At 64.6% G+C, this 15,809-nt stretch carries 9 protein-coding genes; 4 read left to right on the top strand and 5 right to left on the bottom strand.

The window, feature by feature from the left end; translation table 11 throughout:
• Nucleotides 1–19: 19 nt before the first annotated feature.
• From ABQJ54_RS13430 to ABQJ54_RS13410, 5 genes are all read right to left on the bottom strand, one after another.
• Nucleotides 20–1,750 (bottom strand): M1 family metallopeptidase, encoded by a 1,731-nt coding sequence (locus tag ABQJ54_RS13430; protein WP_367854812.1) that lies wholly within the window; start codon nt 1,748–1,750, stop codon nt 20–22.
• Nucleotides 1,751–1,984: 234 nt separating this feature from the next.
• Nucleotides 1,985–3,367, bottom strand: a complete 1,383-nt coding sequence (locus ABQJ54_RS13425) for a leucyl aminopeptidase family protein (RefSeq protein ID WP_367854811.1) — start codon at nt 3,365–3,367, stop codon at nt 1,985–1,987.
• A gap of 73 nt (nt 3,368–3,440) precedes the next feature.
• Nucleotides 3,441–4,139 (bottom strand): HAD family hydrolase, encoded by a 699-nt coding sequence (locus ABQJ54_RS13420; protein ID WP_367854810.1) that lies wholly within the window; start codon nt 4,137–4,139, stop codon nt 3,441–3,443.
• 4 nt (nt 4,140–4,143) lie between these two features.
• A complete protein-coding gene (locus tag ABQJ54_RS13415) occupies nt 4,144–5,367 on the bottom strand; it encodes a substrate-binding domain-containing protein (protein WP_367854809.1) in 1,224 nt (407 codons plus the stop codon).
• A 298-nt stretch (nt 5,368–5,665) separates the two neighbouring features.
• Nucleotides 5,666–7,048 (bottom strand): Do family serine endopeptidase, encoded by a 1,383-nt coding sequence (locus tag ABQJ54_RS13410; RefSeq protein ID WP_367854808.1) that lies wholly within the window; start codon nt 7,046–7,048, stop codon nt 5,666–5,668.
• Between the two features lie 340 nt (nt 7,049–7,388).
• Between ABQJ54_RS13410 and ABQJ54_RS13405 the strand changes: the two genes are divergently transcribed.
• The 4 genes from ABQJ54_RS13405 (at nt 7,389) to ABQJ54_RS13390 (ending at nt 15,575) form a co-directional block, all read left to right on the top strand.
• On the top strand, nt 7,389–9,551 hold the full coding sequence (locus ABQJ54_RS13405) for an adenosylcobalamin-dependent ribonucleoside-diphosphate reductase (RefSeq protein WP_367854807.1): 2,163 nt from the start codon (nt 7,389–7,391) through the stop codon (nt 9,549–9,551).
• 45 nt (nt 9,552–9,596) lie between these two features.
• Nucleotides 9,597–10,196: a hypothetical protein gene (locus ABQJ54_RS13400; protein ID WP_367854806.1), complete on the top strand. Its 600-nt coding sequence runs from the start codon at nt 9,597–9,599 to the stop codon at nt 10,194–10,196.
• A 245-nt stretch (nt 10,197–10,441) separates the two neighbouring features.
• Nucleotides 10,442–11,212: a TSCPD domain-containing protein gene (locus tag ABQJ54_RS13395; RefSeq protein ID WP_367854805.1), complete on the top strand. Its 771-nt coding sequence runs from the start codon at nt 10,442–10,444 to the stop codon at nt 11,210–11,212.
• Nucleotides 11,213–11,459: 247 nt separating this feature from the next.
• Nucleotides 11,460–15,575 carry a HigA family addiction module antitoxin gene (locus ABQJ54_RS13390; protein ID WP_367854804.1) on the top strand — a complete coding sequence of 1,372 codons (4,116 nt, stop codon included), beginning with the start codon at nt 11,460–11,462 and terminating at the stop codon, nt 15,573–15,575.
• The last annotated feature ends 234 nt before the right edge of the window (nt 15,576–15,809 follow it).

The following is a 15,809-nucleotide window of genomic DNA, read 5'->3' as shown; positions in this document are numbered from 1 at the left end:
CGTTCCAGCGGGTGGAACCCTACGGTTTCGCCGCCTTGCGATGCTGCCGCATCCACTGCTGGAACTCGGTGATGCGCGGCTCGTCGCGCAGCAGCACCGAGTGCGGGTCGATCGTTACCAGCGCGCCGGCCGGTACCGCAAGGCTGCCGTGGCCGTCGGTCATCGGCACGGTGTGCACGGCGTCATCCACCTGCACCTCCACCGGCATCGGGAACGGCAGGTTGGCGGGCGCCTGCCAGCGCAGGTCCAGCGTGCCGTTGTGGCGCTGCACGTCGAGCCTGGGCAGCGCGGCCTGGTACAGGTAGACCTTGAAGAACCAGTCGTAATCCTTGCCCGTCACCTGGTCCACGATGCGCATGTAGTCGGCGGTGGTGCGGTATTGCGGCTGGAAGTTGCCGGGCTTCGGGTCGGGCCGGCCGTAGACCAGTTCGCGGATGCTGTCGTAGAACGCCTTGTCGCCGATCAGGTGGTGCAGGGTCTGCAGCATCAGCGCGCCCTTGTTGTAGATGTCCTGGCCGGGGCCGCCGCGGCTGTCGTCGTAGACTTCTTCCTCGGTGCGCGGCTGGCCAGACACCACCGGGTGGCGGTTCCCGACCATCATGCGCAGGCGGTTGAGCCAGGCGTAGTACGCCGCATCGCCGTCAAGGTAGCGCGCGTACAGCGGCTGCATCAGGGTGGCGAAGCCCTCGTGCAACCACATGTCGTCCCAGTTCGCATTGGTCATCTGGTTGCCGAACCACTCGTGCGAGAACTCGTGCTGCAGCAGCCAGTCGAAACCGTTGCCGTCCTTCGCGTAGTGGTTGCCGTAGGCGTTGATGGTCTGGTGTTCCATGCCCTCGTAAGGGGTTTCCACCACGCCCATCTTCTCGTCGCCCCAGGGGTAGGGGCCGATCTTCGCCTCGAAGAAATCCAGCATGTGCGGGAACTCGGCGAACAGCGCCTTCGCCTGCGTTTCCTCGCCGGGCAGGTACCAGTAGTACAGCGGGATCGTGTTGCCGTAGCGGCTGTGGTACTCGCCCTTCAGTTCCTGGTACGGCCCCACGTTGATCGAGATGGCGTAGGTGGTCGGGTGCTTGGCGCGCCAGTGGTAGGTGCGCGTGTCGCCCTGCTCGGTCACGCCGACCAGTACGCCGTTGCCCGGCGCCACCAGCGGCTTGGGCACGGTGACGTAGAGATCCACCAGGTCGGGCTTGCCGTCGGGCTGGTCGACGCAGGGCCAGAACAGGTCGCAGCCTTCGCCTTCCACCGCGCTGCCCACCCAGGGCTGGCCATCCTTGGTGTGGCTCCACACGAAGCCGCCGTCCCACGGCGCCTTCTTCGCCACGTGCGGCTTGCCGCCGTAGGCGATGGTGGCGTTGACCTTGCCGCCCTTGGCCACGGCGTGCGGCAACTGGATGCGCAGGCGACCCTCGGGGTTGCTCCAAGCGCTGGCGGGCAGCGCCTTGCCGTCCACGCTGATCGCGCTGACCGGCAGGTTGCGATCCAGGTCTACCAGCAGCACGTCGGTGGGCGCCAGCGCGCTGAACGTGAGCGTGGCACTGGCGGCTATGCTCTGCGTGGCGGGCTTGACCGCGATGTGCAGCTCGGCGTGGTCGAAATGCACACGCTTCTGCTCGGCCGGTTCCGGCGTGCCGGAATCCTTGGTCAGCGCGGTAAGCGGCGGCTGGCTGGGCGTGGCGGTCTGGGCCAGTGCCGGGCCGGCGATGCCGAGGCCGATGGCGAGACTGAGCGCGAGCAGGTGGTGGCGCATGGGGGGATTCTCCGCGGAAGGGCCAGCCCCGCACCATGCCACTTCGCGTGCCGGCACGACATCGCCGGAAGTCATGCATGGCTGTTCCGCCGCCGGGTGAATCCCTCTCCCTTTGGGAGAGGGTGGCGGCAGCCGGGTGAGGGTCCGGTCGGAGCGCGGCGTCGCGGTGTTACCGAACCCTCACTCCAATCCCTTTGCCCAGCATCCGGCGGGCTGGAGCGGGGCTTGGGAGGATCAACCCTTGCGGTAGCGCTGCTCCAGCAGCGCGAACAGTGCGCGCAGACCCATCGCCTCGCCGCCGCGCGGGCGGCCGGGACGGTCGGCGTCGTTCCAGGCGTAGGTGTCCAGGTGCAGCCAGGGCAGGCCGTCGGGCACGAAGCGTTCCAGGTACAGCGCGGCGGTGATCGCGCCGGCATGGCGCGAGGGGCCGGCATTGGCGAAGTCGGCGAGGTAGGAATCGAGCATCTTGCGGTACGGGCGCCACAACGGCAGTCGCCACAGCGGATCGGCCACCATCCTGCCCGCGGCCAGCGCGGCTTCCGCCAACGCGTCGTCGTTGCCGAACAGCGCGGGCAGGTCCGGACCCAGCGCCACGCGCGCGGCGCCGGTGAGCGTGGCGAAGTCGATCATCAGTTCGGGCTGCTGCTCGGCGCCGTAGGCCAGCGCGTCGCACAGCACCAGCCGGCCCTCGGCGTCGGTGTTGTCGATCTCCACGCTGTGGCCGGCGCGGGTGACCACCACTTCGCCGGGGCGCAACGCGTTGCCGCTCACCGCGTTCTCCACCGCGGGCACCAGCAGGGTGAGCCGCACCGGCAGCTTGGCCTGCATCACCAGGCCGGCCAGCGCGATCGCGTGCGCGGCGCCGCCCATGTCCTTCTTCATCCAGCGCATGCCGTCGGAGGGCTTGAGGTCGAGGCCGCCGGTGTCGAAGCACACGCCCTTGCCCACGATCACCAGCTTCGGGTGGTCCGCCTTGCCCCAGCTCAGCTCCACCAGCCGCGGCTCGCGATGGCTGGCGCGGCCCACGGCATGGATGGTGGGGAAGTTCGCCTGCAGCAGTTCGTCGCCGACCCAGTCGCGCACCTTGGCCTTGTGTGTCTTGCCGAGGTGCTTGATCGCCTTGCCGAGTTGTTCAGGGCCCATGTCCTCGGTGGGCGTGTTGACCAGGTCGCGCACCAGCGCGGTGGCTTCGACCAGCGGCTGCACGGCGGCGAGCGTGGCGGCGTCCACCGCCAGCGTGGCCGGCGCGCGCTTCGCCTTGCGGTAGCGGGTGAACTGGTAGGCGCCCAGCGCCCAGCCCAGCGCAGCCTGCACGGGATCGAGCGCCACGCCCTCGGTGGCGAGCTGGTAGGCGCCTTCGGGCAGCGTCATCGGCAGCGCGGCGAGCGCGGCCAGCGGGTCGGCGGCGTCCACACCCGCGAGCACGCGCGCCGGCTTGCCCTGCGCATCGGCGAGCAGGATCGCGCTGCCCGGCTTGGCGTCGAAGCCGTTCGTGTCCAGCCAGCGACGCTGCGCGGTGTCCAGCCGCTTTCTCGCGGCGGGCAGGTGACGGGCGTCGGTGGCCTCGATGGTGACGAGGTGACGGGGAGCGGACGAACGGTCGATCAGGGCGGACATGACTTTCCTTCAGCGGACGGGCGCGCAAACACCAATGATGCGCCGATGCCGCCAAGGGGTCACGCTGTCGGTGTCACGCTGTGGCGTGGGATTCCAGCCAGTCGGCCAGCTCGCCAAGGTCGCGCAGTTCGAGTTCGGGTGCCGGCCCCAGTACGGCGGGCCAGGTTTCGCCGTGGCGGTTGATCCAGACCGCGCGCAGTCCGGCGCTGCGTGCGCCGATCACGTCCAGTTCGGGGTCGTCGCCCACGTGCAGCACTTCGTCCGGCGTCACGCCGAACTGCGCCACGGCGGCGAGGAAGATGCGTGGATCGGGTTTGGCCGCACCCACGTCGCGCGAGCAGACATGATGGGCGAAATGCGCCTGCACGCCGGTGCGCGCAAGGTCGGCGTTGCCGTTGGTGAGGCTGGCCAGCGGCCAGCGTGCGGCGAGGCGCTCCAGCGCGGGCAGGCTGTCGGGCCAGGGCTCCACCGCGTTGCGCGCGGCGAAGTAGATCTCCCACAGCGTGTCCAGCGGCGCGTCGGCGATGCCGCAGGCGGCGAAGGCCTGCTGCTGGGTGAGTCGGCGCTGGGTGGTGAAGTCGTGGGCGAGATCGGGTCGTTCCGCCGCCACCTGGGCGCGCAGCTCGCGCATGGCCGGGATCGGCCACGCGCGAGCCACCTCGGGCCAGTGCTCGCGCAGATAGTCGTCCACCGCCCGGTCCGCCAGCTCCAGGGCCGGCAGCACCGGCCACAGGGTGTCGTCGAGATCGAGCGTGACGGCGCGGATCGGCACGATGTCAGTTGCGGCTGACCTGCAGCGACTGGCCGAGCCTGATGTTGTCGTTCTTCAGGTGGTTCCAGTCGCGCAGGTCGGTCACGGTCACGCCCTGCTTCTTGGCGATGCCGGACAAGGTGTCGCCCTTGACCACGGTGTAGGTCTTGCCCGTGCCGCCAGTGGAAGCGGCGGCCGTGGCATCGGCATCACGCTTTTCCATCGCGCTGCGCGCGGCCAGCGTGCGCTCCGAGGTCGGCGCCACGGCGGCGGCCGCGGCATAGCTGGCGCCCGGTGCGGCGAGCGGCGGCTTGGCCGAGGAGGCGGTCGACTCGGCGTAGACCTTGTCGCGGCGCGCCTCGTTCATCGACACCAGCGCGGCACCGTCCTGGTACGGCAGCACCGAGTGGTCGCGCAGCACGGTCTTGGCCTTGTCGGTCTGCAGGAAGTCGAGGAAAGCCTGGGTCTGCGCTGCCTTCGGGCTGTTCGGGTTGGTCACCAGGAACAGCGGGATGTACAGCGGGTAGCTGCCGTCGGCGATGTTCGCCACGGTGGGCGCCACGCCGTCGATCGGGATCGTGCGCAGCTTCGGGTTGCCGACCACGTTGCTCAGCGTGGACAGGCCCAGACCGTTCGGGTTCAGCGCGATGCCTTCCTCCAGCGCCTTGGTGTTGAGGTACAGGCGCGGGGCGGAGATCTGCTGGTCACCGCGGCCGAACAGCAGGCTGCGCAGGCTGTATTCCACGCCGTCGTTGGGGCTGATCACCGCGTACAGGTCGATCGGCGCGTCCTTGCCGCCCACGTCCTTCCAGTTGGTGATCTTGCCGAAATAGATCTCGTGCAGCTGGCGCAGGGTGAGGCTGCGCACCGGGTTGGCCGGATTGGTGATCATCGCCAGGCCGTCCCAGGCCACCGGGGTGAAGGTGAGGTGGCTGTCCTCGGGGCTGCCGTCGCTGGGGCGCGCGCTGCCGGCGATGTCGGCCGCGCCGCTGGCCACCGCATCGATGCCCGAAGCGGTGTTGAACGGCTGCAGCTCGACGCGGCCGTGGCCTTCCTGCTCCCACAGCTTGGCCATCTCCGTGACCACGCCGTGCGCGGTGGTGACGTCGCCGCGCCAGATCAGCGCGGGCGCCTTGCTCTTGGTGGTCTTGTGGTGGACGGGGTGATGGGTCGTCTTGGCGACGGCGGGTGCGACGAGGCAGGCGCCGAGCAGAAGGGCGGGCAACAGGCGAACAGCACGAACGGACATGATGACGGAGAACCCCGACAAAGGATGGGTGGGTGGAAGTGGTGAGGGTGGCGGCGCGTGATCCCGGCCGACGCACGACGGTGGATGCTCGCAGGATATTTCATCGGCCTGAACAGAAAACATCAAGCGTGCCCATGCGCTTGTGCGACGCAGACGCACCCGTACGGGTGCGTTCCGTCATGCAAGCCCCATGCGTCGGCGCATGGGGGCTGCGGTGGGCGAGCCGCTGCCAGGCGGAGCGACTGTAGGAGCGGCTTCAGCCGCGATTCCTCAGTCCTAGTCGCGGCTGAAGCCGCTCCTACTGGATTAATACGTAATGCGTGCCGTCGGTGTCGGCCACCACCAGCACCAGCTGGCGCGGCCGCGCGCCAGCCAGTTCGCGCAACATGCGCAGGCCGGTGATGCGCATGTTGCCCACGCCGATCACGATGTCGCCCACGCTGAGGCCGGCGGCCGCTGCCCGGCTGCTCGGCTGCACCGTGCTCACTGCCACGCCGTACATGCCCTGGCTGCGCTCGGTCTGGCCCAGTTCGCTGAAGGTGACGCCGGCCAGGCGCGGATCGAGCCTGGCGCCGTCGAGGCTGGCGATCTTCTCCGGGCGCAGCACGGCGCTGACCTCGCGCGCCTTGCCGTCGTGCAGTACGCCCAGTCGCACCGTGCTGCCCACCGGCAGCAGGCCCTCGGTGTTGCGCAGTTCGTTCACGTCGTGCAGCGGCTTGCCGTCGATCGTAGTGAGCACGTCGCCGGGTTGCAGGCCGGCCTGTTCGGCGGGCGAACCCGCGTTGACGCCGGTGACCACCACGCCCTTGTCCTGCGCCAGGTTCAGCAGGCGCGCGATGCGCGGGGTGATGTCCTGCGACTGCAGGCCCAGCGTGCCGCGCTGCACCTTGCCGTGCGCGATCAGCTGCTGCATCACCTCGGCGGCGAGGTCGCTGGGGATCGCGAAGCCGATGCCCACGTTGCCGCCTGACGGCGAGAAGATCATGGTGTTGATGCCCACCAGTTCGCCGCGCAGGTTCACCAGCGCGCCGCCGGAATTGCCCGGGTTGATCGAGGCGTCGGTCTGGATGAAGTTCTGGTAGCCGGAACCACCCAGCCCCGAGCGCCCCAGCGCGGAGACGATGCCGGAGGTGACCGTCTCGCTCAGCCCGAACGGCTCACCCACCGCCACCACGAAGTCGCCCACGCGCAGCTTCGAGGAATCGGCCAGCGGCAGCGCCTGCAGGTCCGGCGCGTGGATCTGCACCACCGCCACGTCGGTGTCGGGGTCGGTGCCGACCAGGGTGGCCTTGTACGTGCGGCCGCCCTGCAGGGTCACCGTGATGTCGTCGGCGCCGCCCACCACATGGTTGTTGGTGAGGATATAGCCCTTCGCCGCGTCGACGATCACGCCCGAGCCCAGGCTCTGCTCCACCCGCTCGCGCGGCACCGCGGGCAGTCCGAAGAACTGGCGGAAGATCGGATCGTCGAAATACGCGTTGCGCACCTGCACCCGGGTCTTGCTGGAGATGTTCACCACCGCCGGCGTCACGTGCTCCAGCATCGGCGCCAGCGAAGGCATTGCCTGGCCGTCCACCGCCGGCGGCATCGCGGCGCGGCTCAAGCCGGGCAAGGCGACGCCGAGCAGCAGCGCCAGCGCGCCGGTCAGCCAGTGCGGAAAACGCGGATGACGGGATGACATCGGACTCACTCCTGTCGAATCAAGAACGGCGCGCCTTCGACTGCTGGCGGCTTGCCGTGGTTCCCCGCGGCCGGTGCATTCCATCGGGCGCTCGCGCCACTTTACATCGGGCTTTCCCGGGGGTAACTTGCCACCTGGTCGCAACCACAACATCTTGTGTCTGCTCGCAAACGATCGGACAAGCACTGGTGGGGTGGATCGCATTCGGGGGCGGGTCCGGCAGTCGATCAGCATGGCGTCGCCGCGGCATCCGCCCGTTGCCGCGTCACTGCAGATGGCGTGGATCGACATCAACAAGGCAAGAACGGCCGCGAGGCCGCACTGGGAGGTCAGGAAGCCGATGAGCACAGCGCGTGCGCCAGTCACGGGTTCGGAATTGCAACGCGACGCCGCCACGGCGATCCCGCTGCAGCCCGCCTCGCAGGACATCTGGGACAAGAAATACCGCCTGCGTACCAAGGCCGGCGAGCCGGTCGACGCCGACATCGACGGCACCTGGCGACGCGTGGCGCGTGCCCTGTCCGAGGTGGAGGCCACGCCCGAACTGCGCGAGCACTGGAACGAGCGCTTCCTGTGGGCGTTGCGCCGCGGCGCGATTCCCGCCGGCCGCATCACCTCCAACGCCGGCGCGCTGGAGCACAAGCCCGCCACCTCCACCATCAACTGCACCGTGTCCGGCACCATCCGCGACTCGATGGACGACATCCTGGAGAAGGTGCACGAGGCGGGCCTCACGCTGAAGGCCGGCTGCGGCATCGGTTACGAGTTCAGCACGCTGCGCCCGCGCGGCGCGTACGTGTCGGGCGCGGGTGCGTACACCTCCGGCCCGCTGTCCTTCATGGATATCTACGACAAGATGTGCTTCACCGTCTCGTCCGCCGGCGGCCGCCGCGGCGCGCAGATGGGCACGTTCGACGTCAGCCATCCGGACGTGAAGGAATTCATCCGCGCCAAGCGCGAGGACGGCCGCCTGCGCCAGTTCAACCTCTCGCTGCTGGTCACCGACGGCTTCATGCAGGCGGTGGAGCACGATCACGACTGGCCGCTGGTGTTCCCGGTGCACGTCAAGGAACGTGACGAGGTCGACCTCGACGATCCGGCCAAGGTGGTGTGGCGCGAGTGGCCCACCCACGAGAACTACGTCGACCGCGAAGACGGTCTCGTGGCCTGCAAGATCTACGGCCACATCCGCGCGCGGCACCTGTGGGACATGATCATGGTCTCCACGTACGACTACGCGGAGCCCGGCTTCATCCTGATCGACAAGGTCAACGAGATGAACAACAACTGGTGGTGCGAACACATCCGCGCCACCAACCCCTGCGGCGAGCAGCCCTTGCCGCCCTACGGCTCCTGCCTGCTCGGCTCGATCAACCTCACCACCTTCGTGCGCGACCCGTTCGGACCGAAGGCACGCTTCGACTGGGACGAGTACCGCGAGGTGGTGAAGATCTTCACCCGCATGCTCGACAATGTGGTGGAGATCAACGGCCTGCCGCTGCAGCAGCAGCGCGACGAGATCATGGGCAAGCGCCGCCACGGCATGGGCTACCTCGGCCTCGGTTCCACCATCACCATGCTCAAGCACCGCTACGGCAGCGCCGAGGCGGTGGCCTTCACCGAAGACGTCTCGCGCGAGATGGCGGTGGCCGGCTGGGAAGTGGCGCTGGACCTGGCGAAGGAGAAGGGCATCGCGCCGATCCTCGCCAAGGACTACACCGTCACCGGCGACATGCTGCGCCGCCGTCCGGAAATGGCGACCGACGGCTGGAAGGTGGGCGACGCCATCCCCGGCCGCGTGCTGCACGCGAAGTACAGCCGCTACATGCAGCGCGTGGCCGAAGTGGCGCCGAACCTGGTGGCGCAGCTCGCCGAGACCGGCGCGCGCTTCACCCACCACAGCTCGATCGCGCCCACCGGCACCATCTCGCTGTCGCTGGCCAACAATGCCTCCAACGGCATCGAGCCCAGCTTCGCCCACCACTACTCGCGCAACGTGATCCGCGAAGGCAAGAAATCGAAGGAAAAAGTCGAGGTCTACAGCTACGAGCTGCTGGCCTACCGCGCCCTGATCAACGCGAACGCGATGCCGTTCTCCGACGATCCGCAGGCCAGGCTGCCCGACTACTTCGTGGCCGCCGACGACATCGGCCCGAAGCAGCACGTGGACATCCAGGCCGCCGCGCAGAAGTGGGTCGATTCGTCGATCTCCAAGACCGCGAACGTGCCCACCGACTACCCCTACGAAGACTTCAAGGACATCTACTTCTACGCCTACAAGCAGGGCCTGAAAGGCTGCACCACCTTCCGCTTCAACCCCGCCGCCTTCCAGGGCGTGCTGGTGAAGGAGGCCGACCTTGCCAACACCCTCTACCACTTCGAACTGGAAGACGGTAGCGTTATCGAACTTCGAGGCAATGAGGAAGTGGAATACGACGGCGAACTGCACACCGCAGCCAACCTGTTCGATGCCTTGAAGGAAGGGTATTACGGCAAATTCTGACCCGTATCCACGACGCAACGATCACCGCCCGAGGGGAACACCCGTATGTCCATCGATAACGAATTCGAAGTGAAAGACGCCGTCACGCCGGACGCCCCCGCGGCACCGGTGGTCGCCGCTCCGGTCGCCGCCGCGCCTGCGCCGGCCGCCCCGGCAGCAGCGCCGAAGAAGGCCGTGAAGAAGCCGGCCAAGAAGAAGGCTGCGCCGAAGAAGGCCGCCGCGAAGAAGGCTCCGGCCAAGAAGGCTGCCGCGAAGAAGGTGGCCAAGAAAGCCGTGAAGAAGGCGGCCGCCAAGAAGACGGCGAAGAAGGCCGTGAAGAAGGCCGCTGCCAAGAAGACGGCGAAGAAGGCAGTCAAGAAAGCTGCCAAGAAAGTCGCCAAGAAGAAAGTCGCGAAGAAGGCCGCCGCCAAGAAAGCGGTGAAGAAGGCCGCGAAGAAGGTTGCCGGCAAGGCGAAGAAGGTCGCCAAGGCCGCAAAGAAGAAGGTCAGCAGCAAGAAGACGGCAAAGAAAGCCGCTCCCAAGAAGACAGCCAAGAAGGCTGCCGTGAAGAAGGCCGCCAAGGCGGTCAAGAGGTCCACTGCCAGCAAGAAGGCGAGCGTCAAGGCGGCAAAGAAGCCCGCCAAGAAGGCCGCCCGCAAGAAGTAAGTCCCGACACGGCCGGCCCGGCTTCGCGCTGGGCCGGCCGTGCTTTCTCAATGCCCCGGGCTTGAGGCTCGTCATCCCGGCGAAGGCCGGGGTCCAGTGTTTTCGTCATGCTCCGGAGACACTGGATGACCAGCTTCGCTGTTTTGAAGTGCTTCCGGCGTGCGTCGGAATGACAAGCTTTGGAAGTCCGCAAGTCCGTTTTCCACGCGCCGCGCGCCGCCATCCACATCAGGAAAGAACACCCCATGGCGATCAAGATCGAAAAGAAGATCAAGGGCTACAACGTCGTCAAGCCCGAGGACAAGGCCGCGCCGGCCGCCGCACCCGAAACCAAGGCCAAGGCCGCCGAGCCCAAGCAGGCCGAAGTCATCCAGATGCACGAGAGCCTGGAGCGTCCCGAGACACTGGTCGGCTCCACCTTCAAGATCAAGTCGCCGCTGTTCGAGCACGCGCTGTACGTCACCATCAACGACATCGTGCTCAACGCCGGCACCAAACACGAGCAGCGCCGCCCCTTCGAGATCTTCATCAACTCGAAGAACATGGACCACTTCCAGTGGATCGTGGCACTCACCCGCATCCTCTCCGCCGTGTTCCGCAAGGGCGGCGACGTCACCTTCATCGTGGAAGAGCTGAAGGCCGTGTTCGACCCGCGCGGCGGCTACTTCAAGGCCGGCGGCGTCTACATGCCCAGCATCGTCGCCGAGATCGGCGCGGTGATCGAGCAGCACATGAAGAACATCGGGCTGATCCATGATCCCGAGATGAGCGACAGCCAGCGTGCGCTGATCGCCGAGAAGCGTGCCGCCTACGAGGCGGCCAGCGCAAAAAAAAACTCTGACGACGGCACCACCTCTCCCGTAGGAGCGGCTTCAGCCGCGACCACGCAGGCTGAAGCCGGAGCCGGGAGCTTCCCGCCGGGCGCCACGCTCTGCCACAAGTGCAATACCCAGGCGCTGGTGCTGATGGACGGGTGCCAGACTTGCTTGAATTGCGGGTATTCGAAGTGCGGGTGAGCCCCGCTGACTGTTGATCAGGGGGTGTTGTGTGGGGAATGCCAAAAGGCGCTAGTTGGGGCCCCATAAGTCGCTAGCGCTGACGCCATAAAGTGCTAGTGGACATACCGAGCACCTAGAGGGCCCAAGCGGGCCCTTTTTCGTCGAATAGCCACCTTCGACAGCCCGTAGTCGGTTCGGTGACGTTGTTTGTATTGTGTAGCGTAACACGCTACAGTTTCCATGTCGGCCTTTCAAGGAGGCAGCCATGGCACCCCAAGATGACGCAGCCCATCCCGGAAGCCGGATTCGGGCCGAAGTAATTCCACGTGGCATGTCGGTTACCAAGGCCGCCAAGCTCATGGGGGTGGGGCGCCCGGCGCTTTCAAACCTCCTCAACGGCAACGCCTCCCTCTCGCCAGAGATGGCCTCGCGCCTGGAGAAAGCTTTCCAAGTGCCTAGGGCCGATTTGATGGAAATGCAGGCGCGCTTTGGCGCGGCCCAAGCACGAAGTCGCACCGCTCCCGCCAATATTGCAGCGTACGTGCCTCCCTTCCTGCAGATCAAAGCCAACGACATCGAGGCCTGGGCAACAAACAACCTCCAAGCACGCGCTCGATTGGCCGTGCTACTTCGGACACTGGTGCATTCCACCGGAAGGGGCCTTACGAAGGTCGATTTTCCGGGCAATGACGATTCCCAGCGAAAAGGCTGTGATGGTCAGGTGGAAGCAAATGAAGGTAGCCCGTGGGTTCCAAGCGGACGGTCTGCGTGGGAATTCGGAACTGACGAGAACGTGAAGCGCAAGGCTGACCACGACTTCGACAAGAGTGTCGATGGGATGGAGGCAGGCGAGCGCGCCGAGATGACCTTCGTGTTCGTTTCTCCACGTCGCTGGACGGCAAAGGATGCGTGGCGCAAGGAAAAGAAGCAGCTTGGCCAGTGGAAAGACGTTCTGGTCTACGACGCCAGTGATCTGGAGCAGTGGCTCGAACAGTCCCTACAAGGTCAAGCTTGGTTTGCCAACGAAACTAATCGTCTGTCGCGCGATGTCCGTACGCTCGACAGTTGCTGGGCCGATTGGGCGAATGTGTCATCGCCACCTTTGTCCGGAATGCTGTTCAAGTCCGCGATCGAGGCGAGCAATCGAACAATCAGGTCGCGACTCTCCAAGCCAAGCGAAGGTCCGATTTTGCTGGCGGCAGACTCGCACGAAGAGGCTACGGCCTTCCTTGCGCAGCTGCTGACTGGCGACGAGGAGCTTCACTCCTTTCGCGATCGTGTCTTGGTCTTTGACAAGCCGGGAGTTTTTCCTGGTTTGGCTGCCTCCGCGCAAGGGTTTATTGCGGTTACTCACTCGCGTGATGTGGAGCGAGAGTTCGCTCCCTATGCCAAGAACCTGCACACGATCGCGATCTACCCCCGCAATGCAGCCCCGGGAAAGCCTGATGTGGTTCTCGAACCTGCAAGCCACGAGGTTTTCGAAGCTGCATTGGAAGCGATGGGCAAGCAGCGCGATGAAATCGGCAGGCTTTCGTCCGATTCAGGTCGTTCGCTGACGGTGCTGCGACGTCAGCTTTCAATGGTGCCTGCCATTAAAGTGCCGCAATGGGCAGGCGATCTTCAGTTGGCAAGGAAGCTGGTTCCCTTCCTGCTCGTCGGTGCGTGGGATAGCACCAATGAAGCGGATAAGAGCGCCCTGTCTCTTGTCGCTGGTGGCAAGAGCTACGTGGAACTAGAAAAAGATTGTCAGGGTCTGGTCTTGCTGGACGATGCGCCGACTTGGTCAATCGGTACGTTTCGCGGCGTTGTGTCTAAGCTTGACCTTCTGCACGCGATCGCCGGTGTCGTAACCCAAGACGACCTAAATGCCTTTTTCCAAGTGGCGCGGCGAGTTTTGGGGGAAGACGATCCTTCACTTGACCTCGAAGAGAACGAGCGTTGGGCGGCTTCTATACACGGGAAAACACGCCAGTTCTCCAGCGCCTTCCGTGAAGGCATCTCGGAGACGCTGGTCTTGCTCGCAGTGCAAGGCCCCCAACTCTTCAAACATCGACTTGGGGTGGATACTGAGTTGGAAGCGGTAAGGGTGGTGCGCGAGCTACTCCCCGACCCGCTGACGACTCGCGCCCTCGAAGCGAATGATCGCGACTTGCCCCTTTACGCAGAAGCGGCGCCCGAGGAGTTCCTGGGGATCATCGAACGCGATCTCCGAACCGACTCAGCGGCATCGCTGGGATTGATGAGGCCAGTAGGTGGGGACTTCTTCAGCAGCCCAGTCCGGACCGGATTGCTGTGGGCTTTGGAAGGGCTGGCATGGAATCCGGATCTACTGCCGCGAACTGCTTTGGTGCTTGCACTGCTGGCTAGTGTCGAAATCAACGACAACTGGACCAATAAGCCGATCAATTCGTTGCAGTCAATCTTTCGTGCATGGATGCCGCAAACCGCGGCTGACCACAGCACGCGTGTCAACGTGGTGAAGATGCTGGCGCAGAAATTTCCTCGCATTGGCTGGGAGATCTGCATGGGCCAGTTAGTGCATCACGGATCCGGGCACTACAGCCACAAACCTCGATGGCGCCCAGATGGTTATGGATTTGGAGAGCCGTTTCCGACGTGGGGCCCTATCCACGCTTTTCAGCGCGACATGGTGGAACTCGCACTTTCGCGGGAGGAGCACTCGCTCGAGACACTTTCTGATCTGGTGGAGCGCATGCAGCTCTTGTCGCCGGAGCACCAAGTCAGGGTGTGGGACTTGGTTGCTGCTTGGGGAGTCGGCTCAGCGAGTGACTCAGACAAAGCCTTATTGCGCGAAAAAATTCGCACGTCTGCGTTATCAAGACGCGCAGCTTTGCAAGGAAAAAGGAAGGGTGGCGACAAGGCGCTGGTGACCGCAGCTAAGGCAGCGTTCCAGGCGCTCGAGCCCACAGGGATCGTCAACAAGCACCTGTGGCTGTTCAAGGATCACTGGGTCGATGAATCTGTCGATGAATTGGAAGATGTCGAAAAGATCGACTATCAGGAGCGCGAGAAGAGGCTTAGCGCCCTGCGCATGAGTGCGCTGCGAGAGGTTTATAGGTCTGTGGGAGCTACGGGGTTGCTGGAGCTGGCGAGTCGCGGCCGTGCGTCATGGGTCGTCGGAGTACTGGCTCCCGAAGCGATAGGGATGGAGAGTGACCTGAAATCGCTCCTGACGGCAGCATTTGATGCAGTGGTGCAAGGTGCGTCGGAGATAGCATCGTATGCCAACTTAATTGAAGGGGCGCTCCATGCAATTGCAGACGATGCGAGGCGCGAGGCTGTGATTGAGGCTGTTTCTGCCACACGCTCCGAATTTGAAAGGGCACGGTTGCTGATGCTGGCGCCATTTGTAAGAAGCACATGGAAGCTAGTTGACGGCCTCGGAAAGGAAGCTGCGAGTAAGTATTGGGAAGAGGTCAGGCCGAACTTTAAGCGGGGAGAGGCAGACGAAGAGCAAGAGGGAGTGATGAGGCTGATCAACGCTCGTCGTCCGCGTGCTGGGTTTTACAGTGTCAAGTACGACCTGGAGATTCTCGATGCGGAGTTGCTCTTCAGCCTGATGTCGGCGATCGCCAAAGACGGAAACGATAAGGCGGGCGAGTACCAGCTCGACACCTACCATATTGCAGAGGCCTTCAAACGCCTTGATTCAAGCGGGCGATTTACCATCGACCAGATGGCGTCCTTGGAATTCGCCTACATGGAAGGCCTCAGAGAACTTGGAGGTGGGGGCAGTGGCTATGGCATTCCCAATCTAGAGCGGCATATCGAGGCCAATCCGGAAATGTACGTGCATGCTCTTGTTTGGGCTTACCGGCGAGGAGACAAGCAAACTGACCCCGAACCGTTTCGAATCGCGCCCGATCGAGTGAGAGAGATGGCGAAACGCGGCCATCATCTGTTGGAGGCAATCCGTCGTATCCCTGGCCATGATGATCTAGGCAACCTAGACGCATCCCGGCTTTCAAGGTGGATCGCGACGGTTCGAAAAATGGCCGCTGAACTCGATCGGACGGAAATCGCCGATGTATCGATTGGCAAGCTCTTGGCACACGCTCCAGCCGGAGAGGACGGGGTGTGGCCTTGCAAGCCAGTCCGCGATGTCATGGAAGAACTGCAACTCGAGGACATGATGCATGGCGCACATACGGGCCTGTACAACTTGCGGGGTGTCCACTGGCGGGGTGAAGGTGGTGACCAGGAACGGGGCTTGGCGGAGAAGTACCGGGGTTGGGCCAAGGCGCTGCAGATCTCACATCCGTTTGTATCCTCAAAGTTGCTCATGGGCATGGTCAGAACTTACGAGCGCGAGGCCAGTGACGAAGACACCGCGTCGACTCTGCGTAGGCGCCTGCGCTGAGGTCAGATTTCGCGGGCGATGTATTTGTTATCTGCAGGGACGCGATAGATAGGTGTCACAGGTTATCTCAAGCACTGCCGAGAGCAGTTCGTTTGATCCGTTGGGCATCTCGGCAGCGGCATCGTGTGGACGATCGCATGGGGTTCAATGAGGCACGGCACACTGAAAGGCTCTATAGGCGACTTTCCCGAATTCAACGTTTGCCTTGCGATAGAACTCACTGAAGCCTCTGCG

The organism is Rhodanobacter lycopersici, assembly GCF_040812335.1.
Classification (GTDB): Bacteria; Pseudomonadota; Gammaproteobacteria; order Xanthomonadales; family Rhodanobacteraceae; genus Rhodanobacter_A; species Rhodanobacter_A lycopersici.
This window is presented reverse-complemented; position numbering and strand designations above follow the sequence as displayed.

Bases quoted from the DNA above. Each gene is read 5' to 3' on its own strand.
- ABQJ54_RS13430 (WP_367854812.1), bottom strand. From the start codon at position 1,750: ATGCGCCACCACCTGCTCGCGCTCAGTCTCGCCATCGGCCTCGGCATC.
- ABQJ54_RS13425 (WP_367854811.1), bottom strand. From the start codon at position 3,367: ATGTCCGCCCTGATCGACCGTTCGTCCGCTCCCCGTCACCTCGTCACC.
- ABQJ54_RS13415 (WP_367854809.1), bottom strand. From the start codon at position 5,367: ATGTCCGTTCGTGCTGTTCGCCTGTTGCCCGCCCTTCTGCTCGGCGCC.
- ABQJ54_RS13410 (WP_367854808.1), bottom strand. From the start codon at position 7,048: ATGTCATCCCGTCATCCGCGTTTTCCGCACTGGCTGACCGGCGCGCTG.
- ABQJ54_RS13405 (WP_367854807.1), top strand. From the start codon at position 7,389: ATGAGCACAGCGCGTGCGCCAGTCACGGGTTCGGAATTGCAACGCGAC.
- ABQJ54_RS13400 (WP_367854806.1), top strand. From the start codon at position 9,597: ATGTCCATCGATAACGAATTCGAAGTGAAAGACGCCGTCACGCCGGAC.
- ABQJ54_RS13395 (WP_367854805.1), top strand. From the start codon at position 10,442: ATGGCGATCAAGATCGAAAAGAAGATCAAGGGCTACAACGTCGTCAAG.
- ABQJ54_RS13390 (WP_367854804.1), top strand. From the start codon at position 11,460: ATGGCACCCCAAGATGACGCAGCCCATCCCGGAAGCCGGATTCGGGCC.